At 71.0% G+C, this 25,355-nt stretch carries 24 protein-coding genes; 16 read left to right on the top strand and 8 right to left on the bottom strand.

The genetic code is table 11. The annotated features are described in order from the left end of the window. Positions 1 to 24 precede the first annotated feature (24 nt). The 9 genes from QMK30_RS25955 to QMK30_RS25915 are packed head-to-tail and all read left to right on the top strand — an operon-like array spanning position 25 to position 11,305. Complete coding sequence (locus QMK30_RS25955; RefSeq protein ID WP_283520738.1) at positions 25 to 915, top strand: diiron oxygenase; 891 nt, start codon at positions 25 to 27, stop codon at positions 913 to 915. A gap of 53 nt (positions 916 to 968) precedes the next feature. Then, positions 969 to 1,901, top strand: a complete 933-nt coding sequence (locus tag QMK30_RS25950; RefSeq protein WP_283520737.1) for a class-II aminoacyl-tRNA synthetase family protein — start codon at positions 969 to 971, stop codon at positions 1,899 to 1,901. Between the two features lies 1 nt (position 1,902). Next, positions 1,903 to 2,694, top strand: coding sequence for a 4'-phosphopantetheinyl transferase superfamily protein (locus QMK30_RS25945; RefSeq protein WP_283520736.1), 792 nt, complete (start codon positions 1,903 to 1,905; stop codon positions 2,692 to 2,694). A 1-nt stretch (position 2,695) separates the two neighbouring features. Next, positions 2,696 to 3,889 carry a methionine adenosyltransferase gene (gene metK, locus QMK30_RS25940; protein ID WP_283520735.1) on the top strand — a complete coding sequence of 398 codons (1,194 nt, stop codon included), beginning with the start codon at positions 2,696 to 2,698 and terminating at the stop codon, positions 3,887 to 3,889. Between the two features lies 1 nt (position 3,890). Next, positions 3,891 to 4,874: a carbohydrate kinase family protein gene (locus QMK30_RS25935; protein ID WP_283520734.1), complete on the top strand. Its 984-nt coding sequence runs from the start codon at positions 3,891 to 3,893 to the stop codon at positions 4,872 to 4,874. Beyond that, entirely contained in the window at positions 4,871 to 8,362 is a 3,492-nt protein-coding gene (gene metH / locus QMK30_RS25930) for a methionine synthase (protein ID WP_283520733.1), read from the top strand. Before QMK30_RS25935 ends, metH begins: the two co-directional genes overlap by 4 nt. Continuing rightward, a complete protein-coding gene (gene metF / locus QMK30_RS25925; RefSeq protein WP_283520732.1) occupies positions 8,359 to 9,231 on the top strand; it encodes a methylenetetrahydrofolate reductase [NAD(P)H] in 873 nt (290 codons plus the stop codon). The genes metH and metF overlap by 4 nt, the downstream gene beginning before the upstream one ends. Further along, positions 9,221 to 10,639 (top strand): adenosylhomocysteinase, encoded by a 1,419-nt coding sequence (ahcY, locus tag QMK30_RS25920; protein ID WP_283520731.1) that lies wholly within the window; start codon positions 9,221 to 9,223, stop codon positions 10,637 to 10,639. The genes metF and ahcY overlap by 11 nt, the downstream gene beginning before the upstream one ends. A 9-nt stretch (positions 10,640 to 10,648) precedes the next feature. Further along, positions 10,649 to 11,305 (top strand): maleylpyruvate isomerase family mycothiol-dependent enzyme, encoded by a 657-nt coding sequence (locus QMK30_RS25915; protein WP_283520730.1) that lies wholly within the window; start codon positions 10,649 to 10,651, stop codon positions 11,303 to 11,305. A gap of 174 nt (positions 11,306 to 11,479) precedes the next feature. On the opposite strand, the gene QMK30_RS25910 is transcribed toward QMK30_RS25915, so the two are convergent. Beyond that, on the bottom strand, positions 11,480 to 12,244 hold the full coding sequence (locus QMK30_RS25910) for a PIG-L deacetylase family protein (protein ID WP_283520729.1): 765 nt from the start codon (positions 12,242 to 12,244) through the stop codon (positions 11,480 to 11,482). A gap of 146 nt (positions 12,245 to 12,390) precedes the next feature. Between QMK30_RS25910 and asnB the strand changes: the two genes are divergently transcribed. The 6 genes from asnB to QMK30_RS25880 all read left to right on the top strand — a co-directional run bounded on the left by asnB (position 12,391) and on the right by QMK30_RS25880 (position 19,783). Continuing rightward, on the top strand, positions 12,391 to 14,202 hold the full coding sequence (gene asnB, locus QMK30_RS25905) for an asparagine synthase (glutamine-hydrolyzing) (protein WP_283520728.1): 1,812 nt from the start codon (positions 12,391 to 12,393) through the stop codon (positions 14,200 to 14,202). Beyond that, the gene (locus QMK30_RS25900) at positions 14,199 to 15,275 is read left to right on the top strand and encodes a PrpF domain-containing protein (RefSeq protein ID WP_283520727.1); all 1,077 of its coding nucleotides are present in this window, start codon (positions 14,199 to 14,201) and stop codon (positions 15,273 to 15,275) included. Before asnB ends, QMK30_RS25900 begins: the two co-directional genes overlap by 4 nt. Positions 15,276 to 15,405: 130 nt before the next feature. Continuing rightward, the gene (locus QMK30_RS25895; protein ID WP_283520726.1) at positions 15,406 to 16,152 is read left to right on the top strand and encodes an SDR family oxidoreductase; all 747 of its coding nucleotides are present in this window, start codon (positions 15,406 to 15,408) and stop codon (positions 16,150 to 16,152) included. A gap of 36 nt (positions 16,153 to 16,188) precedes the next feature. Further along, positions 16,189 to 17,778 carry a class I tRNA ligase family protein gene (locus QMK30_RS25890; RefSeq protein ID WP_283520725.1) on the top strand — a complete coding sequence of 530 codons (1,590 nt, stop codon included), beginning with the start codon at positions 16,189 to 16,191 and terminating at the stop codon, positions 17,776 to 17,778. A gap of 185 nt (positions 17,779 to 17,963) precedes the next feature. Beyond that, positions 17,964 to 19,373, top strand: coding sequence for a D-inositol-3-phosphate glycosyltransferase (gene mshA, locus QMK30_RS25885; RefSeq protein WP_502963229.1), 1,410 nt, complete (start codon positions 17,964 to 17,966; stop codon positions 19,371 to 19,373). Positions 19,374 to 19,585: 212 nt separating this feature from the next. Then, entirely contained in the window at positions 19,586 to 19,783 is a 198-nt protein-coding gene (locus tag QMK30_RS25880) for a hypothetical protein (RefSeq protein ID WP_283520723.1), read from the top strand. Positions 19,784 to 19,869: 86 nt separating this feature from the next. On the opposite strand, the gene QMK30_RS25875 is transcribed toward QMK30_RS25880, so the two are convergent. The 6 genes from QMK30_RS25875 to QMK30_RS25850 all read right to left on the bottom strand — a co-directional run bounded on the left by QMK30_RS25875 (position 19,870) and on the right by QMK30_RS25850 (position 24,758). Next, positions 19,870 to 20,340 carry a Fur family transcriptional regulator gene (locus QMK30_RS25875; protein WP_283520722.1) on the bottom strand — a complete coding sequence of 157 codons (471 nt, stop codon included), beginning with the start codon at positions 20,338 to 20,340 and terminating at the stop codon, positions 19,870 to 19,872. A gap of 104 nt (positions 20,341 to 20,444) precedes the next feature. Then, complete coding sequence (locus QMK30_RS25870) at positions 20,445 to 21,500, bottom strand: helix-turn-helix transcriptional regulator (RefSeq protein WP_283520721.1); 1,056 nt, start codon at positions 21,498 to 21,500, stop codon at positions 20,445 to 20,447. A gap of 149 nt (positions 21,501 to 21,649) precedes the next feature. Further along, the gene (locus QMK30_RS25865) at positions 21,650 to 22,492 is read right to left on the bottom strand and encodes a methyltransferase domain-containing protein (RefSeq protein ID WP_283520720.1); all 843 of its coding nucleotides are present in this window, start codon (positions 22,490 to 22,492) and stop codon (positions 21,650 to 21,652) included. 318 nt (positions 22,493 to 22,810) lie between these two features. Then, on the bottom strand, positions 22,811 to 23,305 hold the full coding sequence (locus QMK30_RS25860; RefSeq protein WP_283520719.1) for a GNAT family N-acetyltransferase: 495 nt from the start codon (positions 23,303 to 23,305) through the stop codon (positions 22,811 to 22,813). A 143-nt stretch (positions 23,306 to 23,448) separates the two neighbouring features. Continuing rightward, positions 23,449 to 24,384, bottom strand: a complete 936-nt coding sequence (locus QMK30_RS25855; protein WP_283520718.1) for a M56 family metallopeptidase — start codon at positions 24,382 to 24,384, stop codon at positions 23,449 to 23,451. After that, positions 24,381 to 24,758 (bottom strand): BlaI/MecI/CopY family transcriptional regulator, encoded by a 378-nt coding sequence (locus QMK30_RS25850; RefSeq protein WP_283520717.1) that lies wholly within the window; start codon positions 24,756 to 24,758, stop codon positions 24,381 to 24,383. The genes QMK30_RS25855 and QMK30_RS25850 overlap by 4 nt, the downstream gene beginning before the upstream one ends. 97 nt (positions 24,759 to 24,855) lie before the next feature. Between QMK30_RS25850 and QMK30_RS25845 the strand changes: the two genes are divergently transcribed. Beyond that, on the top strand, positions 24,856 to 25,035 hold the full coding sequence (locus QMK30_RS25845) for a hypothetical protein (protein ID WP_283520716.1): 180 nt from the start codon (positions 24,856 to 24,858) through the stop codon (positions 25,033 to 25,035). Between the two features lie 31 nt (positions 25,036 to 25,066). On the opposite strand, the gene QMK30_RS25840 is transcribed toward QMK30_RS25845, so the two are convergent. Next, positions 25,067 to 25,348: a metal-sensitive transcriptional regulator gene (locus tag QMK30_RS25840; protein WP_283520715.1), complete on the bottom strand. Its 282-nt coding sequence runs from the start codon at positions 25,346 to 25,348 to the stop codon at positions 25,067 to 25,069. Positions 25,349 to 25,355 lie beyond the last annotated feature (7 nt).

Below are 25,355 nucleotides of genomic sequence, written 5' to 3'. Positions count from 1 at the left end.
CGCATCCACTCGCCAGGAGACCCCATGGCCACCTCCGCCCTGCCCAGAAGCGACCGCTTCGAGGAAGTCCTCACCCGGCTCAGCGCGAAGTCCGTCGAGGACTACTACAACCCGTACCAGCAGTTCGACTGGCCCGAGAAGCTCGAGGACAACCGGATGTGGATGAGCCCCGAACTGCTCACCCCGTACGGCACGGCCCACTTCGACGAGCTCGGCGAGGAGGCCCTCCAGCGGCTCTCCAAGTGGGAGAGCATCAACTTCTACAGCCTCAATGTGCACGGCATCCGCGAGCTGCTCATCGAGGTCGTCGGCCGGATCCACATGCCCGGCTTCGAAGTCCCCTCGGACTTCTTCCACCACTTCATCGGCGAAGAGAACGAACACATGTGGTTCTTCGCCGAGTTCTGCCGCCGCTACGGCAACAAGATCTACGGATCCACGGCCATGCGGGCCGACTCCGCCTGGGAGTTCGAGGTCGAGAACTTCCTCGTCTTCGCCCGGATCCTCTTCTTCGAGGAGCTCGTCGACTACTACAACATGCGGATGGCGCAGGACGAGACGCTCTGCGACACCATCCGCCAGGTCAACCGCATCCACCACCAGGACGAGTCCCGGCACATCGCCTTCGGCCGCGAACTCGTGTCGCTGCTGCACACCCGGATGGTCGAGACCGTCAGCGAGGACCGGCTGCGCGAGGTCGAGGCGTATCTCAAGCGGTACGTCGTCTTCAGCGTCAACTCCCTCTACAACCCGCACGTCTACCGCGACGCCGGCATCAAGGACCCGCTGGCCCTGCGCAACGCGCTGGTCGCCGACGAGCTGCGCCGTCCGCACGAGCGCAGGGCGATCCGCAAGCCGCTCGCCTTCTTCCTCAAGACCGGCATCTTCTCCGACGACGTGCTCCCGCTCATCTGACCACCGCCCCTTCCGCTCCGACCCGGCCTCCCACTGAGAGGTGGCTCATGTACGTGACACCGACCATCACGACCGGCCCGACATCCGGCTCGGCCGGCTCACCCGGCGAGCAGTCCGGGCTCCCGTCCCTCGGCCCCGAGGGCACCGCCCTGCTCCGGCTGCTCGACGACACCTTCGAGAGCTGGGGCGTGGCGGCGGGCGCGAGCCCGATGACCATGCCACCGCTCCTGCCGGCCGCGGACCTGGCGCGGCTCGACTACTACGAGAACTTCCCGCACCAGGCCGTCGTCGCGGCCCCCCTCGACATGGACCGCCGCGAGGACTCGACCTTCTGCGGCGAGACCGGCTGCTTCCCGTGCGACGCCCTGCAACCCGCCGCGCTCGGCCTGCCGTCCGCGTCCTGTTACGCCGTCTACCTCGACCACGAGGGCCGGCAGGTGCAGGACACCACCCTGGTGACGGTCGTCGGCTGGTGCTTCCGCAAGGAGCGCGTGTATGAGGGCCTGCGCCGCCAACTCGGCTTCCGTATGCGGGAGATCGTGGCCATCGGCAGCCGCGAGCACGCCGAGGAACACCTGTGCGCCTTCACCGATCGCATCACCGCGTTCGCCCGCGCCCTGGACCTGCCGCTGCGCAAGGAGGCGGCCAGCGACCCGTTCTTCGACAAGGGAGGTTCCAAGGCGGTCCTCCAGCGCCTCTCGCCGGTGAAGCACGAGTTCCTCTACGAGGACCTGGCCATCGCGTCGGTCAACACCCACCGGAACTTCTTCGGTGACCGGTGCAACATCTCGCTCGCCTCCACCGGCGGCCCCGCGTTCACCAGCTGCGTCGCCTTCGGCCTGGAGCGCTGGCTCTCGGCCCTCACCCGGCGGCACGGTGGCTGGGACGCCGCGACCCACGCGGTCCTGAAGGCGATCTCCGCCACGGACACCACCACCACGTCCGCACGGGCGTTGCACGGCGGGCCGGCCAGGCCGGTGGTCTGACATGCCGGCCCGTCCTGTGGCGCCCTCAGCGGGCGGCCTGGGCTGGGCGAACCTCGGTATGGACATCGTGTCCGCCCACCGCGTCCGCAAGCTGCTCGCCGAGCACGGCGAGGAGTTCTTCACCCGGATGCTGGGCCCCGGCGAACTCGCCGACTGCCGCACCTCCACCGGGCTCGACGTACTCGGCCTCTGCGGTCGCATCGCCGCCAAGGAAGCGGCGTTCAAGACCCTGCGGGTGCGCAACCGGTTCCTGCCCTGGCTGGACATCGTCATCCGTCGCGCCGACGGCGGCTGGCCGCTGGTCGAACTGCGCCGCTCGGCAGCCGTCATGGCGGGCGATTCCGGCATCACCGGGATCACCGTGAGCATCAGCCACGACGTGGAGTACGCGGTGGCGGTGGCCGCGCCCATCACCGGCGACACCACGGGCCCCGGGTCCCGTCCCGAGCCCACCACCCACTCGCCGCCCCTTCGAGGCGTTCTCGCGCGGAGCGCCGTCCGAAGCCCGCTCCACATTCCCCTCGTACACAGCACTGTTAGGAGACCACCCATGTCCGACGGCCTGCAGCAGATCAAGGACTGGATCCTCAAGCGGCACACCGACCGCGAGGACATCGCCACCGACCTCGACCTCATCGAGAACCGGCTGATCGACTCGCTGTCCTTCGTCGAGTTCGTCTTCCTGCTGGAACAGCTCAGCGGCCGGTCCATCGAGATGGAGACACTCGAAGTCGACGCGATCCGCACCCTCGGCGCCATTGAGAGCAACTTCTTCTGTGCGGAGGTGAAGTGACATGACGCGTCGGCTCTTCACCTCGGAGTCGGTCACCGAGGGACACCCCGACAAGATCGCCGACCGGATCAGCGACACGATCCTCGACGCGCTCCTCACCCAGGACCCGCACGCCAGAGTCGCCGTCGAGACCCTGATCACCACCGGTCTGGTGCAGATCGCCGGCGAGGTCACCACCCGGGCGTACGCGCCGATCGCCTCGCTGGTGCGCGAAGCGATACTCGACATCGGCTACGACTCGTCGACGAAGGGCTTCGACGGCGCGTCCTGCGGCGTCTCCGTCGCGATCGGCGCGCAGTCGCCCGACATCGCACAGGGGGTGGACGCGGCGGGCAAGTCGGGCGACGCGCTCGACCTCCAGGGCGCGGGCGACCAGGGCCTGATGTTCGGCTACGCCTGCGACGACACCCCCGAGCTCATGCCGCTGCCCATCCAGCTGGCGCACCGTCTCGCCCGCCGCCTCACCGACGTCCGCAAGGACGGCACCGTGCCGTACCTGCGGCCGGACGGCAAGACGCAGGTCACCATCGAATACGACGGTGAGCACCCGGCCCGTCTCGACACCGTCGTGGTCTCCACGCAGCACGCCGCCGACATCAGCCTGGAGTCGCTACTGGCCCCGGACATCCGGGAGTTCGTGGTCGAGCCGGTGCTCAAGGCGCTCGCCGAGCAGGGGGTGAACCTGGAGTGCGACGGCTACCGGCTGCTCGTCAACCCGACCGGACGCTTCGAGGTCGGTGGCCCGATGGGCGACGCGGGTCTCACCGGGCGCAAGATCATCATCGACACGTACGGGGGCATGGCCCGGCACGGCGGCGGCGCCTTCTCCGGCAAGGACCCCTCCAAGGTGGACCGCAGCGCCGCGTACGCGATGCGGTGGGTGGCGAAGAACGTCGTCGCCGCCGGTCTCGCCCGCCGGTGCGAGGTGCAGGTGGCGTACGCGATCGGCAAGGCCGAGCCCGTCGGCCTGTTCGTGGAGACGTACGGCACCGAGAGCGTGCCCGTCGAGCGGATCCAGTCCGCCATCACTGAGGTCTTCGACCTGCGTCCGGCCGCCATCATCCGCGACCTGGACCTGCTGCGGCCGGTGTACGCCGCCACCTCCGCGTACGGCCACTTCGGCCGTGAACTGCCCGAATTCACCTGGGAGCGCACCGACCGCGTCGATGCGCTGCGTCACTCCGCAGGGGTATGAGATGCGTATCGCTGTCACGGGCTCCATCGCCACCGACCACCTGATGACCTTCCCCGGGTCCATCACCGACCAGCTGCTGGCCGACCGGCTGGACCGGGTCTCCCTGTCGTTCCTCGCCGACGACCTCGACATACGACGCGGGGGCGTGGCAGCGAACATCTCCTTCGGCCTGGGGCTGCTCGGGCTGCGCCCGGTACTGGTGGGCGCGGTCGGGGCCGACTTCGAGCCGTACCGCGTGCACCTCAAGGAACACGGCGTCGACACCGAATCGGTGCGGGTCAGCGACACCCTGCACACCGCCCGGTACGTCTGCACGACCGACCGCAGACAGAACCAGATCGCCACCTTCTACGCCGGCGCCATGGCCGAGGCGCGCGAGATCGACCTGTGCGACGTGATCACCCGCGGCGGCCGGCTCGACCTGGTGATGGTCTCCCCGGACGACCCGGCGGCCATGCTCCGGCACACCCGCACCTGCCGCGGCCTGGGCATCCCGTTCGCCGCCGACCCCTCGCAGCAACTGGCCCGGCTGGCGCGCGAGGACGTACTGGAACTGGTGGACGGCGCCCGCAGGCTCTTCACCAACGCCTACGAGACGGCCCTGCTCCTGGAGCGGACCGGCCTGACCGAGGACGAGGTGCTGCGCCGCGTCGGGAGCTGGATCACCACCCACGGCGAGGACGGGGTACGGATCAGGCGCGCCGGACGCCCCACGATCGTGGTCCCCGCGGTGCCGGTGACGGGGGTCGTCGACCCGACCGGGGTCGGCGACGGCTTCCGCGCCGGCTTCCTCGCCGGGACGGCGTGGGGCCTGCCGGAGGTGTGCGCGGCGCAGCTGGGCTGCGCGGTGGCCGCGACCGTACTGGACTACGTGGGGACCCAGGAGTACCGCCTGTACCGGGGCTCGCTCCTCGCGAGGATCAGGACGGCGTACGGCCCCAAGTCCGTGGCCCGTGTCGTACCGCATCTGCGGGAACTGTCGTGAGCGCCCGGCGGGTCGAGCTCCTGCGTGCGGCGCTTGCCTCGCGTGTGGTGGTGGCGGACGGTGCGATGGGCACGATGTTGCAGGCGCAGGATCCGACCATGGAGGACTTCGAGCAGCTGGAGGGCTGTAACGAGATCCTGAATGTCACCCGGCCGGACATTGTGCGTTCGGTGCATGAGGAGTATTTCGCGGTCGGTGTGGACTGTGTGGAGACGAACACCTTCGGGACGAATTACGCGGCGTTGGCTGAGTACGACATCGCGGAGCGGGTCTTTGAGCTGTCGGAGGCGGGGGCGCGGATCGCGCGTGAGGTGGCGGACGAGTTCACGGTGTCGACCGGGCAGCAGCGCTGGGTGCTGGGTTCGATGGGTCCGGGGACGAAGCTGCCGACGCTGGGGCATGCCCCGTACGTGACGTTGCGGGACGCGTATCAGCAGAACGCCGAGGGCATGATCGCCGGTGGCGCCGACGCGCTCCTGGTGGAGACGACGCAGGACCTGCTCCAGACGAAGTCCGCGATCGTCGGTGCGCGGCGGGCGATGGAGGTCGCGGGGATCAGTCTTCCGTTGATCTGCTCGGTGACCGTGGAGGCGACGGGCACGATGCTCCTTGGTTCGGAGATCGGCGCCGCCCTCACCGCCCTGGAACCGTTGGGCATCGACATGATCGGGCTGAACTGCGCGACGGGCCCGGCCGAGATGAGCGAGCACCTGCGCCATCTGGCGAGGCACTCACGCGTCCCCCTCTCCTGCATGCCGAACGCGGGGCTGCCCGTGCTGGGGTCGAACGGGGCCCACTATCCGCTCTCGGCAGGGGAGTTGGCCGACGCGCAGGAGGGCTTCGTACGCGACTACGGACTTTCGCTGGTCGGTGGCTGCTGCGGTACGACGCCCGAGCACCTGCGCCAGGTCGTCGAGCGGGTGCGCGGGGTGCCGCTGACCGCGCGCGAGCCGCGTCCCGAGCCGGGAGCCGCTTCGCTCTACCAGGCCGTTCCCTTCCGGCAGGACACTTCGTTCCTGGCGATCGGGGAGCGTACGAACGCCAACGGGTCGAAGAAGTTCCGCGAGGCGATGCTGGAGGCCCGCTGGGACGACTGTGTGGAGATGGTCCGTGACCAGATCCGTGAGGGCGCGCACATGCTCGACCTGTGTGTGGACTACGTCGGCCGTGACGGGGTCGCGGACATGCGGGAGCTGGCCGGCCGGTTCGCCACCGCCTCCACCCTGCCCATCGTGCTCGACTCCACCGAAGTCGACGTACTGCGGGCCGGGTTGGAGAAGCTGGGTGGGCGGGCCGTCATCAACTCGGTCAACTACGAGGACGGCGACGGCCCCGAATCGCGCTTCGCGAAGGTCACCGCACTCGCGACGGAACACGGCGCCGCGCTGATCGCACTGACCATCGACGAGGCCGGGCAGGCCCGTACGGTCGAAACGAAAGTGGGGATCGCCGAACGGCTGATCACGGACCTGACGGACAACTGGGGGGTCCATGAATCGGACATCCTCGTCGACGCCCTCACCTTCACCATCTGCACCGGGCAGGAGGAGTCCCGCAAGGACGGCGTCGCGACGATCGAGGCGATTCGGGAGTTGAAGCGCCGCCGCCCCGATGTGCAGACGACGCTGGGCCTGTCCAACATCTCCTTCGGCCTGAACCCGGCGGCGCGCGTTGTCCTCAACTCGGTGTTCCTGGACGAGTGTGTGAAGGCGGGACTGGATTCGGCGATCGTGCACGCGTCGAAGATCCTGCCGCTCGCCCGGCTGGGCGAGGAGCAGGTCTCCGTCGCCCTGGATCTGATTTACGACCGCCGCAGCGAGGGGTTCGACCCGCTGTCCCGTTTCCTCGAACTCTTCGACGGTGTCGACACGAAGTCGATGAAGGAGGGCAAGGCCGAGGAGCTGCTCGCGCTGCCGTTGGGTGAGCGTCTGCAGCGGCGGATCATCGATGGTGAGAAGAAGGGCCTGGAGGCGGATCTCGACGAGGCGCTGGAGAGCCGTCCGGCGTTGGAGATCGTCAACGAGACGCTGCTGGAGGGCATGAAGACGGTCGGTGAGCTGTTCGGCTCCGGTCAGATGCAGCTGCCGTTCGTGCTCCAGTCCGCCGAGGTGATGAAGACCGCGGTGGCGCATCTGGAGCCGCACATGGAGAAGACCGACGACGACGGCAAGGGCACGATCGTGCTGGCCACCGTGCGCGGTGACGTCCATGACATCGGCAAGAACCTGGTCGACATCATCCTGTCCAACAACGGCTACAACGTCGTCAACCTCGGCATCAAACAGCCCGTCTCCGCGATCCTGGAAGCCGCCGAGGAACACCGCGCCGACGTCATCGGCATGTCGGGTCTGCTGGTCAAGTCCACGGTGATCATGAAGGAGAACCTCCAGGAGCTGAACCAGCGCAAGATGGCGGCCGACTTCCCGGTCATCCTCGGTGGCGCCGCGCTCACCAGGGCGTATGTCGAGCAGGACCTGCACGAAATCTACGAGGGCGAAGTCCGCTACGCACGCGACGCCTTCGAAGGCCTGCGCCTGATGGACGCACTCATCGCGGTCAAACGCGGCGTCCCCGGCGCGACCCTTCCCCCACTCAAGCAGCGCAGAGTCGCCGCCCGCCCCGCCGCCGCGACCCCTGCCCCGGCCGAGGGGCCCGCGCGTTCCGACGTCGCCACCGACACCGCCGTCCCGACACCGCCGTTCTGGGGCACACGGGTCGTCAAGGGCATCCAGCTCGCCGACTACGCGACCTGGCTCGACGAACGGGCCACCTTCATGGGGCAGTGGGGCCTCAAGTCGGCCCGCGGGAGCGGCCCTTCGTACGAAGAGCTGGTCGAGACCGAGGGCCGGCCCCGGCTGCGGCAGTGGATGGACCGCCTCCAGACCGACGGGCTCCTCGAAGCGGCGGTCGTGCACGGCTACTTCCCCTGCGTGTCCAAGGGCGACGACCTGATCATCCTGGACGAGCGGGGCAGCGAGCGCACCCGCTTCACCTTCCCGCGCCAGCAGCGCGACCGGCACCTGTGCCTGGCCGACTTCTTCCGGCCGGAGGAGTCGGGGGAGACGGACGTGGTGGGGCTGCAGATCGTCACCGTGGGAAACAGGATCGGGGAGGCGACCGCCGAACTGTTCGCCGCCGACTCCTACCGCGACTACCTCGAACTGCACGGCCTGTCCGTGCAGCTGGCCGAGGCCCTCGCCGAGTACTGGCACGCGCGCGTACGGGCCGAACTCGGCATCGCGGGCCGCGAGCCCGACTCCCTCGACGGGATGCTGCGCACCGAGTACCAGGGCTGCCGTTACTCCCTCGGCTACCCGGCCTGCCCCGACCTGGAGGACCGCGCCAAGATCGCCGACCTGCTGAAGCCCGAGCGGATCGGCGTACACCTCTCCGAGGAGTTCCAGCTGCACCCCGAGCAGTCCACCGACGCGATCGTCGTGCACCACCCGGAAGCGAGCTACTTCAAGGCCGGCGGGGGGCCCGGATGAGCTTCTCCTTCGAGTTCTTCCCACCGAAGACGCGGGCGGGCGAGCGCGCCCTGTGGGAGGCGATCCGCCGCGTCGAGCCCCTCGCGCCCGACTTCGTCTCCGTGACGTACGGCGCGGGCGGCTCGTCCAGGGACCGCACGGTCGCCGTCACCCGGCGGATCGCCGCCGAGACGACACTGCGGCCCGTCGCCCACCTCACCGCCGTCGGCCACTCGGTGGCCGAGCTGCGCGCGATCATCGGGCAGTACGCGGACGCCGGGATCCGGGACGTCCTCGTCCTGCGCGGGGACCCGCCGGGCGACCCGCGCGGGCCCTGGACCCCGCATCCGCAGGGCTTCACGTACGCCTTCGAGCTCGTCGAACTCGTCCGCAGCCTGGGCGACTTCACCGTCGGCGTCGCCGCCTTCCCGGAAGGGCACACACGCTCGCTCTCCCCGGAGAGCGACCTCGCGCACTTCATCGCCAAGTGCCGGGCCGGTGCGGACTATGCCATCACCCAGATGTTCTTCGACGCGGACGACTACCTCCGCCTCCGGGACCGGCTGGTGGCGGCCGGCTGCGACACCCCCGTCGTCCCGGAGATCATGCCGGCCACCGACGTACGCCAGATCCGCCGCTTCGCGGAGCTCAGCGACGCGGCGTTCCCCGAGGACCTGGCGCACCGGCTGGAGGCGGCCAGGGACGACCCCTCGGCCTCGTACCGCATCGGCGTCGAGCACGCGACCGCGATGGGCCGCCGCCTCCTCGACGAAGGGGCGCCAGGACTGCACTACATCACCCTCAACCGGTCCACGGCCGCCCTCGAAATCCACCGCGACATCCAGCACACCCACCCCTCCAGAGACGCTAGGAGCGCTCATGCCGTCTGAGTTCACGGACTTCAAGGTCGCGGACCTCTCCCTCGCCGCCTTCGGGCGCAAGGAGATCACCCTCGCCGAGCACGAGATGCCCGGCCTGATGTCGATCCGCCGCGAATACGCCGCCGCCAGGCCGCTCGCCGGGGCCCGCATCACCGGCTCGCTGCACATGACGGTGCAGACGGCCGTGCTGATCGAGACGCTCGTGGCGCTCGGCGCGGAGGTCCGCTGGGCCTCCTGCAACATCTTCTCCACCCAGGACCACGCGGCGGCGGCGATCGCGGTCGCGGGCATCCCGGTCTTCGCCTGGAAGGGCGAGACGTACGACGAGTACTGGTGGTGCACGGAACAGGCACTGACCTGGGAGAACCACCCGGGCCCCAACATGATCCTGGACGACGGCGGCGACGCCACCCTGCTCATCCACCGGGGTGTGGAGTACGAGAAGACGGGGGCGGTGCCCGACCCGTCCACGGCCGAGTCCACCGAGTTCCGCGTGGTGCTCGAACTGCTGGGCCGCACGCTGCGGGAGACGCCGCGCCGCTGGACCGAAATGGCCGCCGAGGTGCGGGGCGTGACCGAGGAGACCACGACGGGCGTGCACCGGCTGGTCGCCATGCACCGTGACGGCGCGCTGCTGTTCCCGGCGATCAATGTGAACGACGCGGTGACGAAGTCGAAGTTCGACAACAAGTACGGCTGCCGGCACTCGTTGATCGACGGCATCAACCGGGCCACCGATGTCCTGATCGGCGGCAAGGTCGCGGTCGTCTGTGGTTACGGCGATGTGGGCAAGGGGTGCGCGGAGTCGCTGCGCGGCCAGGGCGCCCGCGTGGTCATCACCGAGATCGACCCGATCTGCGCACTCCAGGCCGCGATGGACGGCTACCAGGTGACCACCCTCGACGAGGTCGTCACCACGGCGGACATCTTCATCACCACCACCGGCAACAAGGACATCATCCTCGCCGCCGACATCGCCAGGATGAAGCACCAGGCGATCGTCGGGAACATCGGTCACTTCGACAACGAGATCGACATGGCCGGTCTCGCGGCCATCCCCGGCGTCGTCAAGGACGAGGTCAAGCCCCAGGTCCACACCTGGACCTTCCCGGACGGCCGGACGGTCATCGTCCTGTCCGAGGGCCGACTGCTGAACCTGGGCAACGCGACCGGCCACCCGTCGTTCGTGATGTCCAACTCCTTCGCGAACCAGACCATCGCGCAGATCGAGCTGTACACGAAGCCGCAGGACTACCCGACGGATGTGTACGTGCTGCCCAAGCACCTCGACGAGAAGGTCGCCCGGCTCCATCTCGGGGCGCTGGGGGTGCGGTTGACGAAGCTGCGGCCCGAGCAGGCCGCGTACATCGGTGTCCCCGAGGAGGGCCCGTACAAGCCCGAGCACTACCGGTACTGAGGGCGAGCCATGTCCGACATCCGTGACCCGGAGCTGCCCGGCCGGCTCCTGCGCACCGAGCGCGACGCCCTGCTGCCCCTGTTGCGGGCACTGCCGCCCGAGTGCTTCGAACTCCGCACGGCCTGTCCCGGCTGGACCGTGCGCCAGGTCCTCGCCCACTGTGGGGCGGCGCTGGTCCGTATCGTCGATGGCCGCCTGGAAGAGGGCGTTTTTCTGCCGGAGGCCAATGCCGCCGATGTCGCGCAACGCGAACACTGGCCGCTGTCGCGGATCCTGGACGAGCTGGAGCGCGGCTTCACCGAGGCGGGCCCGGTGATCGCGGCGGGCGACGGCGAGCTGGACACGGTCGCGCTCGGGGAGTGGGTACACGCGGGCGATGTGCGCGAGGCGTGCGGCCGGCCCGGTGCGTACGCCGGTGACGGCACGGCGTACGCCCTGCCGCTCCTCGCCAGGGCAAGCCGCAGACGCGATACGCCGCTGCTGCACGCCACGCTCACGGGCCGCCCGGAGCCGCTGATCCTGGGCAACGCCGCCGACGGCCGCCCGGCCGCCCGCTTCCACGGCGACGCGGCGACCTTGATCCGCATCCATGCCGGCCGCCCGCTCGTCGCCACCCGCTACCGGTTGAGCGGGGCGACGGAGCAGGAGCTGCTCATCTATCGGTGAGCAGGGGCGAGCCCCCGGACTCCGGGACACCCTTCGGGGGACCGGGGTTCGGGGGCGGATCCCCGGTGTGGGAAGGGGCGGGCAGCGGAACAGCGCCGCAGCAACCCACGCCCATGCGGCCACCACCCGCGCGGCCACCACCCGCGCGGCCACCACTCACGTGACCCGCCGCCCCTACCCGCCGTCCACGATCTGGAACGCCTCCGCCAACCGCCCGGCGGGCAACCCCGCCGCCCTCCCGTGCTCCGCCAGCCACTTCCGCAACAGGCCTGCCAGGTCGTCGAAGTGGGCCGTCTGGGACGTGTGCAGGCGCAGTGCTTCGACCTTGCGGGCGAAGACCGCCGTGACGTCCACGTACTGGTTCGGCGTCGGGCCCGTCATCAGCCACAGCTCCGGCACGATCCACGGCTCCAGGCCCTCCTGCTTGAGGAGTTCGGGGTGCGCGAAGGGGTTGCGGGCCTCCGGGTAGACCGCCCGGAGCGCCGCGTCGCCGACCGCGCGGTGGTCCGGGTGGAGGTCTGCGAGGCGCCCCCAGTTGATCTCCGGGCTGGGGATGATCGCCCGCTGCGGTCGTACCTGCCGGATCACCCGGCACAGGTCGCGCCGCAGCTCCACGCTCGGCTCGACGAAGCTGTCGGGGTGGCCGAGGAAGCGCACGTCCCGCACCCCGCTGAGCTTCGCGGAGTGCGTCTGCTCCGCGCGGCGCAGATCCGCCATGGCCTGCCGGGGCAGTTTCTCGTCGTATCCGCCCGCACCACCGTCCGTGACGATGCAGTACGTCACGGACGTGCCGCGCGCGATCCAGTTCATCACCGTGCCGCTGACGCAGAACTCGATGTCGTCCGGGTGCGCGGCCACCACCAGCAGGCTTTCCGGCGCGCTGCGGTCTGCTCGGCCGGTCGCGGGGGCGGTTGCCGGTGCGGTCGCGAAGTCGGTCATGGGGACAGCCTGTTGGGCTCGGGAGCCCGTCGGCAAGACGGTGGCGGTGGCGTGATCTGGACATGGCGCTTACGCGCCAGCAAAATAATTGGTAGCTTCAAATTATTGGGCACGTCCAGTAATGGTAGGAATCGGAGGCTTCCGGCATGTGTAGAATCTTCGGCTCCTTCGCCACCCGGGTGACCCGCCCCGAACTGGCGGAGGTCTCGGCGCGACAGCGGCACGGCGGGCCCGACGAGCACGGCACGCTGGTCGGCCCCGGCTGGTCGCTGGGGTGCGACCGGCTCGCCGTCACCGACCCGGCGCACGGCCGCCAGCCCTACCGGCTCGCCTCGGTGCCCGGAGTCCTCGTCGTACTCAACGGCGAGATCTACAACCACCACGAGCTGCGCCGCCGCATGGCCGCGCGCGGGCACCGCATACCGGGCGCCTGCGACGGCCAGGTGCTGCCCGCGCTGTACGCCGAGTACGGCGCCGACTTCGCCGCGCAGCTGGACGGCATGTTCGCCATCGCCGTCGTCGATGTGCGCCCCGGAGGCCCGCCCCAACTGGTCCTGGCCGTCGACGACATGGGGATGAAAGGCATCTACTACCACTCCGGAAGCGGCGGAAGCGGCGGAAGTGGAAGCGGCGGCGGAGTGCGGTTCGCCTCCGAGCTGCCCGCGCTGCTCGCCTTCCGTGACGTGCCCGCCGACCCGCGCGAAGAGGCCCTCGACAGCGTCCTGGCGACCAGGACCCCGCTCGGCGAGGCCACCGCCCTGCGCGGCGTGCGGACGCTGCCGCCCGGTGCCACGGCGGTGGCCACCGGGGCGTACGGGCTGAGGGTCCACCGGCGTACGCCCAGGGCGCCCGCCCCGCGCGGTGACGCCCGCACCGTCCTGCGGCGCGAAGTGCGGCGGCTCGCCCGCGCCGACGTGCCGCTGTGCGCCATCACCAGCGGAGGCCTGGACTCCGGGCTGGTCACCGCGCTGGCCGCCGAGCACGCACGGGCCGTCGGCGCGCCCCCGCCGCACAGCTTCCACCTCACCTACCGGGGGCGCTGGCCGGGAGCCGAGCACGGGTACGCCCGCGCCGTGGCCCGGCGGGCCGGCACCGTCCATCACCAGGTCGAGCTGGATCCGGCCGAGTTCGCGGAGCTGCTGCCGCGCGCCGTCCAGCACCTCGGCCAGCCCAACGCCGACCCGATCACCCTCTCCACGTACGCCCTCTTCCGCGCCGTCCGCGAGGCCGGCTTCACGGTGGCGCTGACGGGGGACGGCGCGGACGAGCTGTTCGGCGGATACGACCGGGTGCGCGCCGCGCTGGCCGCACCGCCCGGCGCGGACTGGGTGAGCCCGTACGTCGAGGCACTCGCCGCCGTGCCGCGCCCGCTGCGGGAGTGGCTCTACACCCCGGCGTACCGGGCGCTCATCGCCGACCGCGGCTCCGACAGCGAGCGGATCGCGGCGGACCTCCGGGCCGCGCCGACCGCCCGGATCGCCACGGTCACCGGCTTCGAGACCCGCCACCGGTTGCCCGCGTACCACCTGCGGCGCGTCGACCACCTGAGCATGGCGTGGGCGGTCGAGGCCCGGATGCCGTTCTGCCAGCCCGCGATGGCCGCACTCGCCGGGCGGCTGCCGGCTGCGGCGAGGACCGGCAAGCGCGCGCTGTACGCGGCGGGCCGCGGCCTGGTACCCGAAGCGGTACTGCGCCGTCCCAAGCAGCCGTTCACCCTGCCGCTCGGCGCGATGCTCACTGCGGGCAGCCCGCTGATGGAGCTGGCCCGCGACACCCTGTCCCCGGGCCGCGTCCACCACGACGGCCGGTTGCGGGCGGACCGCGTCCAGGCGCTGCTGGCGCGACAGGCCGCCCGGCCCACGGACACGACTGCGCTCGCCGTGTGGGCGCTGCTGGTCCATGAGCTGTGGAGAGGACAGCCGGCCGCCGGATCCGTGCCGGTGCGCGTCGCCGCGTGATCGCCGATGCGGCGCGGGCGGACGCGGTGCGGGCCGGTGCGGTGCGGGCCCGTGTGGGACGGCAGGGCCCTGTGCGGGCCGGTGTCGCACGGGCGGGTCTCGTGCGGGCCGACGTCGTACGGGCCGAGGGTGCGCCTGGACCGACCCTCGTCATCAACCGCGACCACGTCCCGGCCGGGGCACTCGCCCTGCGCGCCGAGCTGACCGCCGTGCGCCAGTGGCTGGAGAGCAGCGGACGCGGCGCGATCCGGAAGATCGCCCTGTACGGGACTTCCGCCGACCCCGCCCACGACCTCGACTACCGCTTCGTGCAGTGCCTGCCCGACGGCGGCTTCGACTTCCGCAGCGGCTGCGGGCACTCGATGCTCGCCTGCGTCGTCGGCGCGCGGCGCGGCGCCGGGGCGACCCGGGTGCGGGTGGCGAACACGGGCAACGGCGGGGACACCGTCGTGTGCGAACCCGCCGCGGACGGCTCGTACACCGTGCACTTCGACCGGTCGCCCGCGCTGCCGCTCGCCGGCCTGCTGCCGACCGGCACCCCGGTCCAGCGGATCGGCGCGGACCCGGCGTCGGTGTCAGTGGTGAGCCTGGGCAACCCCTATGTCTTCGTCGACGCGACGGAGTTGGGACTGCGGAGCCGCGACGAGCTGTTCGACGCCGGGACCGAGGACTTCGTGCGGCTGCTGCGGCTGCGCGCCGCCGCCGCCCGGCTGCTCGGGCATCCGCCGCGCGGCGCCCTGCCGAAGATCGCGGCCGTCGGGGCGTACCGGGACGGACGGCTGGCGGTGCGCGCGCCGACCGTCCCCGGCTGGCACCCCGCACTGGCCCTCACCGGCGCCGTATGTCTCGCGGCGGCGACCACCGTGCCCGGGACCGTACCCAACAGGCTCGCGCGGACAGCTGGTTGTGCGACCGGAGCGCTGCACATCGAAACGCCCGGCGGCGCCGTCGTCGCCGCAGCCACGCCCACCGCCGACGGCGCCGCGCTGCGCCGCGTCAGTGTGTACGGCAAGCGCGCCCACGTCGTCGAACGGGCCGTCGCGCTGCCGTGGCGTATCCACGTCACGGCGTGAATGCGCACCTCGATTCCGGGGCTCCGCCGTTCTTCCTCTGCCACTCTGGTGGGGAGCCTTCCGCCGGTAATTCCCTTGGGCGCGGCTGGAATTCACTCGCATTCGGATCCTGACCGGGGAGTAGAAGAGGATGAAATTCGAGAACCTACGGGTCGTGATGACCGGGGCGTCCCGTGATTTCGGCCGGGCACTCGCCATCGGATTCGCCCACCTAGGGGCCGAGGTATATGTCTCGGCCCGCACCGTGGAAGCGGCGGAACGGACCCGCACCGAAGTGCTGGGGGCCGCCCGGGACCGTATCCACGCCTTCGGCTGCGACCTGAGCGACCCGGCCGAGATACGGGCCTTCGCCCGGCAGGTCGGCGAGCACACCGACCATGTGGACCTACTGGTCAACAATGGTGCGCGCTGGCTGGACGGGATGGAGCTGGAGGAGGCGTCGGACGCCCAGATCGTCGAGACGATCGAGTCGACGGCCGGCGGGACCGTGCTGATGGTCAAGCATTTCCTGCCTCTGCTGCGGCTCTCCTCGCGGCCCGACATCGTCAATATGGTCGCGGTCCAGGGAATGGGCGGCGGTGGCGCGCCCGCCGTGCACGAGGCCTTCTACGCGGCCAAGAGCGCCCAGGCCGGATTCGCCGACATTCTCTCCCGCCGGCTGCGCCCCTCCGGCGTCCGTGTCTTCTCGCTCTTCCCGCCGGACTTCGCCACGTCCGATCCGCGCTCCGCGGAATGGGAGGGCATAGGCAGGGAGACCGGAGAAATACCGTGCCCCGACGAGAAACTCACGACCCAGGCGCTCTTCGAATGCATCGCCTACGCCGTCGAACAGCCGCGTGACTGCTACATCCGCTCCTTCCACTTCGAGCCCCGCTGATTGAGCCCCGCACAACAGCGTCAAGGAGGTCCGTCCATGAGTACACCTCTCTGGATCACTGCGACCCCGCCCGCCACCCACGGTGAGCTCCACGTCGGTCATCTGGCAGGCCCCTACGTCGCCGCCGACGTGCTCAGCCGTTTTCTGCGCGCCGACGGGCAGCCCGTCCTGTTCACCGCGGGCACCGCCGACCACGCCACCTCGGTCGAACTCCGGGCCCTGCGCGCCGGGCGCAAGCCCGAAGAGGTCGCCGAGGGCTACTACGCGGCGATCGCCGCCGACTGGCTGCGCTCCGGCGTGGAGTTCGACCACATCGTGAGGCCCCGGCGCGACCGCGGGTACAGCCGCTGGATGCAGGACCTCTTCGGCCGCCTGTACGCCGAAGGGGTCATCGCCGCCCGGACCCGTCTGCTGCCCCACTGCGAGCCCTGCGACCGCTGGCTGCACGGCGCGCATGTCACCGGCCGCTGCCCGCACTGCGGCGCCGTCAGCGACGGCGGGATGTGCCGCGAGTGCGCTCGGCCCAACGACTGCGGCGACCTCATCACGCCCACCTGCGCGCTGTGCGGGACCGTGCCGCGGCTGCGCCGCTGCCGGCGGCTCTACCTGCCTCTTGAGCCCTTCAGGGAGCGGCTGGCCGACCACTGGGCGGCGGCCGAACTGCCGCCGAGACTGGCCGCGTTGTGCGAGAGCCTCGTCGAGGACGGGCTGCCCGACGTGGCGGTGGGCCACCCGGGCGACTGGGGCGTCCCGGTGCCCGACGTGTCCGGCAACGGATTCCCCGGCCATCGCATCGACGCCTGCTTCGAGGCCGCCGCCATGCACCTTTTCGGGTACGGCTTCGACAAGAAGCCGCTGCCCGAGCAGACCATGCACTTCTGCGGCTTCGGACACGCCTTCTGTCACGCGGTGCTGCTGCCCGCGATCCTCCTCGCGCGGGGCGTGAAGCTGCCGCAGGACTTCTGCGTCAACGAGTCCTACCGGATCGGCGGTGAGAGCGTCACCAACGGCAAGCGGCACGCCGTGTGGGCGCTGGACCTGCTCACCGAGTACGGCTCCGACACGGTGCGCCGGCACGTCATCGGGGCGCGCCCGCAGGGCCGCAGCACCGACTTCGACCGCGACCGGCTCGCCGTCGCCCGCCATGTCCTGGACGACACCTGGAACAGCTGGCTGTCGGGGCTGTTCGCCGCCGTGCGCGAGGAGTGCGCCGGTCTGGTCCCGGCGGCCCTGCCCGGGGGCGCCGGTTGGGAGGTGCAGCGGCGCAGGCTGGCGCGGGCCGTGCAGGAACTGCGCGAGGCGTACGGGCCCGAGTCCTTCGACCCGCGCCGGGCCGTGGCGGTACTCGACGAAGTCGTGCGCTCAGCGGCCGACTTCGGACACGTCAACAGCCACGAGGGCCGCCGCCCGGGCGGCGGCGGGCGCCATCTGCCGCCGCTGGTCGCGCAGTTAACCGTGGCTTGCGCCCTGGCTGCCTGGGCCGGTCCGGTGATGCCCGAGGGCGCGGACCGGCTGGCGGACGTGCTGGGCGTCGCGCGAGGCCGGGCAGTCGACCTGGACGCGCTCGCGGCGCCCGCACCCGGCACCCGGCTGGCGCCCCCCACCGGCCCGGTCTTCGGCTTCTGACCCACCCGCTCCCTCGCCCGAACCGCACTGTCCATCGACCCGCACCACCCCACCGACCCGCACCACCCGTCCGACCCGCACCACCCGACCGACCCGCACCACCCGTCCGACCCGCACCACCCGTCCGACCCGCACCACCCATCCGTACGAACCCGCCGCGTGGTCGGGCGTCGGTACCCGCGGCAGTGGATACCCGCGCGGCGGGGCACGTGGCCCACCCACCCGGGAGAGCCCACGTGCCTTCGCCTCTGCGCGTCGCCCTGCTCAGCGTCCACACCTCGCCGCTCCATCAGCCCGGTACGGGCGATGCGGGCGGCATGAACGTCTACCTGGTCCAACTCTCCCGCGCCCTGGCCGAACTGGGCGCCGAGGTCGACCTGTTCACCCGCTGCCGGGGCGAGGGACACCCGCCCCAGGTACCGCTCGCCCCCGGAGTCCGGGTACGGCACCTGCGGGCGGGCCCGCGCCGGGCGTTGCCCAAGGAGGAAATGCCGGGCCGGCTGGTGGAGTTCGCCCTCGCCCTGCTGCGCGCCGAGTCCGGCCGCGCGGGTCGCCCGTACGACCTGCTGCACTCGCACTACTGGCTGTCCGGGCAGGTCGGCCTGCTGGCCGCCGCGCACTGGCGGATCCCGCTCGTCCACACCATGCACACCCTCGCGCGGGTGAAGAACGCGGCGCTCGCCGCCGGGGACGTCCCCGAGCCGGAGCTGCGGATACGCGGTGAGGAACAAGTGGTGTGCGGAGCCGACCGGTTGATCGCCAACACCGCCGACGAGGCGAACGCGCTCCGTGGCCTGTACGGCGCGACCCCGGTCCGTACCGACGTGGTGCGTCCCGGCGTGGACACCCTGACCTTCTGCCCCGCCGACGGCAGGCAGGCGGCGCGGGCCCGCCTGGGCCTTCCCCGGGACGCCTTCGTGCCGCTCTTCGTCGGCCGGATCCAGCCGCTGAAGGCCCCCGACGTGCTGGTGCGGGCGGTCGCCGAGCTGCTGCGGATGGCACCCGGGCTGCGCCGCCGGCTGGTGGTGCCGGTGGTCGGTGGTCTCAGCGGGCCCGGGGCCGACCGGCCGGGGAGCCTGCCGGCGCTCTGCTCCGAGCTGGGCGTGCTGGACGCCGTACGCTTCGAACCCGCCAAACCTCAGACGGAGTTGGCGGACTGGTACCGGGCGGCCGATGTGCTGGTGGTGCCCTCCCGCAGTGAGTCGTTCGGCCTGGTCGCCCTGGAGGCGCAGGCCTGCGGCACACCCGTGCTCGCGGCCGCGGTCGGCGGTCTGCCGACGGCGGTGCGGGACGGGGTCACTGGCCTGCTGGTCGACGGCCACGACCCTGCGGCGTACGCGCGTCGGCTGCTGTGGTTCGCCCAGCGGCCCGCTGCCGGTGCGCAGCTGGGCCTGGCGGGTGTACGTCATGCGCGCGGCCTGAGTTGGCAGTCCGCGGCGGCCGAGACGCTCGCCGTCTACGAGCGCGCGGCTCGGGCCCCTCGGGCGGGAAGGAAGGGTGGGGCAGGCACGGCGGCACGTCCCTGCCCCGTCGGCCGCCCCGTCCTGGAGGAGCAGGAGAGCCGAGGCGCCAGCCTAGCACGTCTTTTGGTTTGACCAAAAGAGCGGAGTTCCCCAATATGTAGTGGCGGGAATGTAATTCCGTTTCTCCCGGGCGCCGATGACGCACTTACGTCATGGCAAGTCCACGCCTCGCGTAACGCTGGTGTCCGTCACCCGGGCGGGAGAGTATTCAACTGTCTTCACCGCAGCACCCGGCGGCACGGGTCAGGGGAAGACGGAATATTCATTCTCTTCCTGGAGGAATCATGTCTGCTTTCACACCCACCACCGGCATACGCACCGTCGTTCGTCAGCTGGCGGTCGCGGCGACCCTCTGTGCGGCCGTCGCGGCTCCCGCGGCCTTCGCGGCGGACAGCTCATCGGTAGCCTCCGCGACGGTGTCCTCCGCCGAGGACAACGTCTGGCCGGCCCCGTCGCCGAAGCCGGTCCCGCCGCTCAACTGACCTGATCAGACGGGCAATGGCACGCCGAAGGGCCCCGGCCCCCACCCGGACAGGGTGGGGCCCGGGGCCCTTCGGCGCGGTAGGTGTCAGGCGGTGCGGCACTCGGGGCAGTGGCCCCTGAACACGATGTCCGCACTCGTCATCCGCCAGTCCGTCAGGCCTTTCTTCGGCGGACTCGGGGCCTTGGCCTCGACATTCTCGACCCGCCCGCAGTCGACACACAGGGCGTGCTGATGCGGCTCGCCCATGACTTCGAATACGGCGGGCCATCCGGGTCGCTCGAATTTCATGACCAGGCCCGTTTCCAGGAAATGCCGGAGCATTTCGTAGACGGCCTGGCTGGTGAGTGTGCCCAGCCTTTCGCGGGCCGCGGCGGTAATCGCCTCGACATCCAGGTGTCCGCCTGCAGCGAGCACCTGGAGCACCTCCATGCGGGGGCCCGTGACGCGCAGTCCTACGTCACGGAGTCGCTGGATCACCGCTTCGCGGTCGGTCAGCAATTCGTCGAGTGCCATGACTCCCGCCACCATCTGGTCAGCCCAAAACTTTGCGGGCATCGTACCTCTTGTCGGACCAGAAGGGACTTGGCGCAGCAGAAGGGACTCGGCGGAAGGCTTCGGCCGGGGCGAAGGAGAGGGCCGACGGGCCGGGCGGAACGGGCTCAGTCCAGCCAGCCGAGCCGGGTCGCCCTGACGCCCGCCTCGAAGCGGCTGGAGGCGCCGAGCTCCTGCATGACCTCGGAAAGCAGCCGGCTCACGGTGCGCAGGGAGACGCCGAGACTGCGGGCGATCTTCTCGTCCTTCATCCCGGTGGCGAGCATGCGCAGGGCGGCCTGCTGTTGTTCGGTCAGGCCGTCACCGCCCTGCTCGGTGGACGCGGAATCCCCATAGGGGGTGGCGGTGTGCCAGCAGTATTCATACAGCGCGATATAGGAACGCACGAGAGCGGGACCGCGGGCGACAATGGCACCGACCGAGGGATTCTCCGGATCCAGCGGGATCAGCGCGATGTCCTGGTCCGCGATAATCATGTTCATCGGGACCACGGGGGAGAGGCGCAACTCGACGCCGGACTCCGCCTTCAGGCGAAAGAACTCGGCCATTTCAGGGACTGCCGTGAACCGCTGATTGTGGATGCACCGCACCCGTACGCCCTTGTTCACCTGGCTGCGGTCGCGATCCAGGGCGCGCTCCGGAATCTCCCGCTGCAGCGAGCCCGGGACCATGGAGAGCGAATCGTGGCGCATGGTGTCCGACATGTCTGCCAGCACCTGTTGGATGCGGCGGTAGTCGGTGACCACCTCGACCTCGACCTCGGACTGGGTCAGGGCGCCGCCGTGCAGAAAGCGGTCGGCCAGGGTGTCGAGCACGCCGTAGGTGCGGTCGGCCTCCGCCAAGTGGTCCTTCAGGCGGCGCTGTTCGCGGCGCAGCAGCCGCAGCAGAGCGGTTTCGGGGGCGACGACGGTGACCGTGTCGGATTCCGACTCGGGGCGTTCGCCGCTCTTGAGCGCCAGGCTGCTGTCGTGGTTTGAACCGGTGGCGACCATGAGCCCCAGCGACGTCAGTTCGTCACGACATCGCTCACGCTCGGCCGGGGCCAGATCCAGTTCACCGGCCACCTCGTCGAAGCTGGAGGCGCCACGGAGGCGCAGTTCTTGATAGAGGAAGAGGGTGGGATCGTCCGCGCGTGAACGTGTCCTGGCATCGTTTCTGCCCACAGCGCAGCAACCCCCCTCATCAACAGTCGCACCCCCGCCTGACCCTGCCACAGCTTCGTCCGGCCTTCGCCTGGCTTGATCCGCGTGTGACGCGCATCACGTACGGTGTGTGCGCGGCCCGCCGACGACTCTCGCACGCCGCACCCGCCTCACGCGCGGCAGATCAGCAGCACGCTCTGGGTCCGCTCGTCGATCCGCTGCTGGTGGCGGTCGCTGATGTGCAGGCCCGCCGCGCCCAACTCCGAGGCCAGCACAGCCGGGTCGACGATCCACTTGTCGGTGTGCAGCACCACCCGGTGCGTCGAGGACTTGCCGGTCCTCGACGAGTGGTACGTGATGCGCTCGCTCATGGCGCACAGGTCGAAGCTCTGCTGGGCGATCACCCACTCCTCCACCCCGTCGAACCGGGGCACCTGGAACGCCCAGCTGCGCTGCGGGTGTTCGGCCAGGGCGGCGGGATCGTGCGCGGTGTAGTCGAGGGCCAGCGCGCCGCCCGCGCCCAGATGCGCGGCGATCTCCCGCAGCATCGCGGGGCGGCTGTGCGGCGGTACGGCCGCGACCATGGCCCCGGCCAGCAGCGCGAGTTGATACTCGTCCCGCAGTCGCAGCCGCAGCAGGTCGGCGCGGGTCGTCCGGATCAACCCGTGCACCCGGGGCCCGATGCGCCCTGCCCAGGCGCGCAGCGCGGTCAGCGACGGCTGGTCGCGGTCCACGGCCTCCACCGCGAAGCCGTGCCGGGCGAAGGGCACCGAGAGCCGCCCGGAGCCGGACCCCAGGTCGAGCACCGGGCCGCCGGTGGCCCTGGCCAGGCTCAGATACGGGACGATGTCGGCGCTGTGCGGGCCGAGGAGGCAGTCGTGCAGCCAGCCGGAGCCGGCGTCGTGCGGGGCCACGGACTCCAGTCCGGGCAGGTGGGGCGCGGTGCCCGGGACGGGGAGGCCCCGGGACGGCAGGGTGGACGTGAGCCCGGCGGGCACGGTTGGCGCGGACATGCTGGCCTGTGTGTGCATCGCTCCTCCAGGTGGCTCGGTCTTCCCTGCCGTCCGGGCGGGCACCCGTGCCGCCGGGGCCGCGCTGCTGGACAAAGCGTGTCCTGCCGGACGGCCGCCGGGCCAGCTCCGGGCGCTGCGTGTCCACGCGTTGGCGTGGATCTGCCAGGGGAGGGCGGGCAGCGGGGCGGCGCACGGACGGCGTCGAGGCGGAGCGCGTCGTAGGAGGGCGCGCGGATCGGGGCGTACGGATCGGGGCGGCGGGGGAGGGCGCGCGGATCAGGGCGCGCGGATCAGGGCGCGCGGATCAGGGGGTGCGGATCAGGGTGTGCGGGGCGGTCGCAGCGTGCGGGCCAGCCTGGTCCCGTCGCCGGTGAAGCCGTGCCGCTCGTAGAACGGCAGCGCGGGGTCCTTCGTGGTGGGCAGTGAGATCGACTGCCGCTCGGCCTCGTGGGCACGCATCCGGTCGGTCGCCGCGGCCAGCAGCGTGGAGCCGATGCCCTCGTGGCGACGGGACGGCAGCGTGCACAGTGCGTACAACTCGCCGTGCCCTGCCAGGGGTACGCCGCCCGCCGCCGTGCCGACCACCGTGCCGTCCGCGTCGACGGCGACCAGCCAGCCGAGCCAGCCGGGCGCACCGCCGCGAATTCCGATTTCCGCATTGATGCGGGTGAGCGGGCAATGGCGGCTCACCAGTCGCTCCACGTCCGTACTTCCGAGAAGTCCGGTATAGCTGTCGCGTATCGCGGTGGCGAGCAGCCGGGAAATTGCGGACGCCTCGGCCGAAACCGCGGGCCGCACCTCCACGGAGTGCATAGATTCCGTACCTTCCCGGCGGGCAGGATCGCTCCAACCGCCCCAACACTAGCGGTCAATTCGAGGCGCCGAGGCCCCGAATGCAATCTGCCGCAATCTACGAATTTACTTAGTAATTCAGTAGTGGGGGTGAGTGGTGGGGATTATCCGGGAATGGAGCAGCAGGCCATGACCAGGGGGGCGATCGCGCCCACCGCGCCGGACACGGTGAGCAGTCCGCGCAGCACGGGATGGCCCGCGCGGTTCGGTAACAGGATGCGCCGCATGCGGACCACCGCGGAGGGGCCGCCCGCCGCGAACGCCGCGCGCGGCACCTGTCCGGCCGCCATCGCGTACAGCGCCGTCGCCAGTGCGTCGCGTGAACAGCGGCGCAGCGCGCGGTCGTCGGCGGCCATCTCCAGGAGCAGGGGCAGCTCGCTGCCCACCCGCCGGGCCAGCGGCAGCCCGCGGAACACGGTGGAGAACGCCTCGGCCGCGGCCACCAAGAGGTGGTGCCGGCCCGCGATGTGCGCGCGCTCGTGTGCCAGCGCCGCCGCCAACTGCGCGTCGGTCAGGGTGTGCAGGGCGCCCGAGCTGACCACGACCTGCGAGCAGCGGCCCGGCAGGCAGTAGACGACGGGCGTCTCGTGCGCCAGGACCGTGGCCCGCAGCCGGGGTTCCGGGCTGCCGACCAGCCGCAGCAGCTCGGCGTGGCGCGAGCGCGACCTGCGTGAGCGCATCAACTCCCGGGCGAGCGCGGAGACGGGCAGCAGCGGGACGGCCGCGGCGGCCAGCGCGGCGGCGGTCTCCACCGTACTGAGGTTCAACAGGCCCGCACGGGTGGGGAGATGGAAGGCGACCCCGTTCCAGGGGACGGCCGACTCCACCAGGCCGAGCAGCTGGTGGCTGGACTCCTTGGGCAGGATCAGCTGGGCCACCAGCAGGGCCACCCCGCCGGTGAACGTCACGGCGAGCGCGCCCCACACCCCGACCGCGAGCCGCGGCGCCTGATGCGTCCAGCGGGCGCGCCCCAGCAGGTGGGGCAGCAGGATCCCGGCGAGCAGGACGACGCCGAGCGGCGGGAGGACGTGGTGGTTCATGAGGGGCCGCCGGTGCCCGGACGGGCCACGGAGCGCAGTGCCGCGTCGAGTGCGGCCACGTCCTCGTGGGACATGTGCTCGACGAAGCGCAGCAGGGCGGCCTGCCGGTCCTGGCTGTTGCCCAGGGCGTCCTGCATCATGCCCGCGGTGTACTCCTCGCGGCTGCGCACCGGTTCGTACACCCAGGCCCTGGAGACCTTCTCGCGGTTCAGCCAGCCCTTGCGGTGCAGGATGTCCGCGACCGTCATCACCGTGGTGTAGGCGACGGGCCTGCTGAGATTGATGTCGTCGACGACCTCGCGGACCGTGGCGGGCCGCCGCCATCGCCACAGCCGGTCCATTATTTCGGCTTCGAGTTCGCCCAGCCGTCGCACGGTCTCCCCCTCGTCGGGCCTTGCCGGTTCGGAACGGCCACATCGTACGGCCGGTCAGGCCCGAGTGACAGGTACCCCCGGAGGGTATCTTGGTGTGATGTTCTCTTTCACGAAGGAAATCGCCGCCCACGGAGCCGGGTACGGACAGGGCCGCCCCTGCGCGAAGGTCTGCGGAGTGGGAGCGGCCGAGGTGGTGCTGCTCCGCCAGGTGCTCGGGCTGTGTCTGCGCCTGAGCGTCCGGCTGTCCGGTGACTGTCCTTCGTACAAGGGCGGCTGATCCTGCCCGTCCGCGTCCGCTGTCGTGCGGGCTATGCCCGCAGCAGCCGGGCGATGGCCTTGGAGGCCTCGCCGACCTTGGTCCTCGCCTGGTCCCCGCCCTGCACGATGGCCTCCGACACGCAGCAGTTGAGGTGCTCGTCGAGCAGGACCACGGCGCAGGACTGGAGTGCGGCATTGGTCGCGGACACCTGGGTGAGTACGTCGATGCAGTACGTGTCCTGCTCGACCATCCGCTGTAGCCCCCGCACTTGGCCCTCGATGCGGCGCAGGCGTCTGACGATGTCGTCCTTCTTCGGTTCGTAGCCGGCCACTGTGGGT

This window comes from Streptomyces sp. H27-C3 (genome assembly GCF_030063415.1).
Classification (GTDB): Bacteria; Actinomycetota; Actinomycetes; order Streptomycetales; family Streptomycetaceae; genus Streptomyces.
This window is presented reverse-complemented; position numbering and strand designations above follow the sequence as displayed.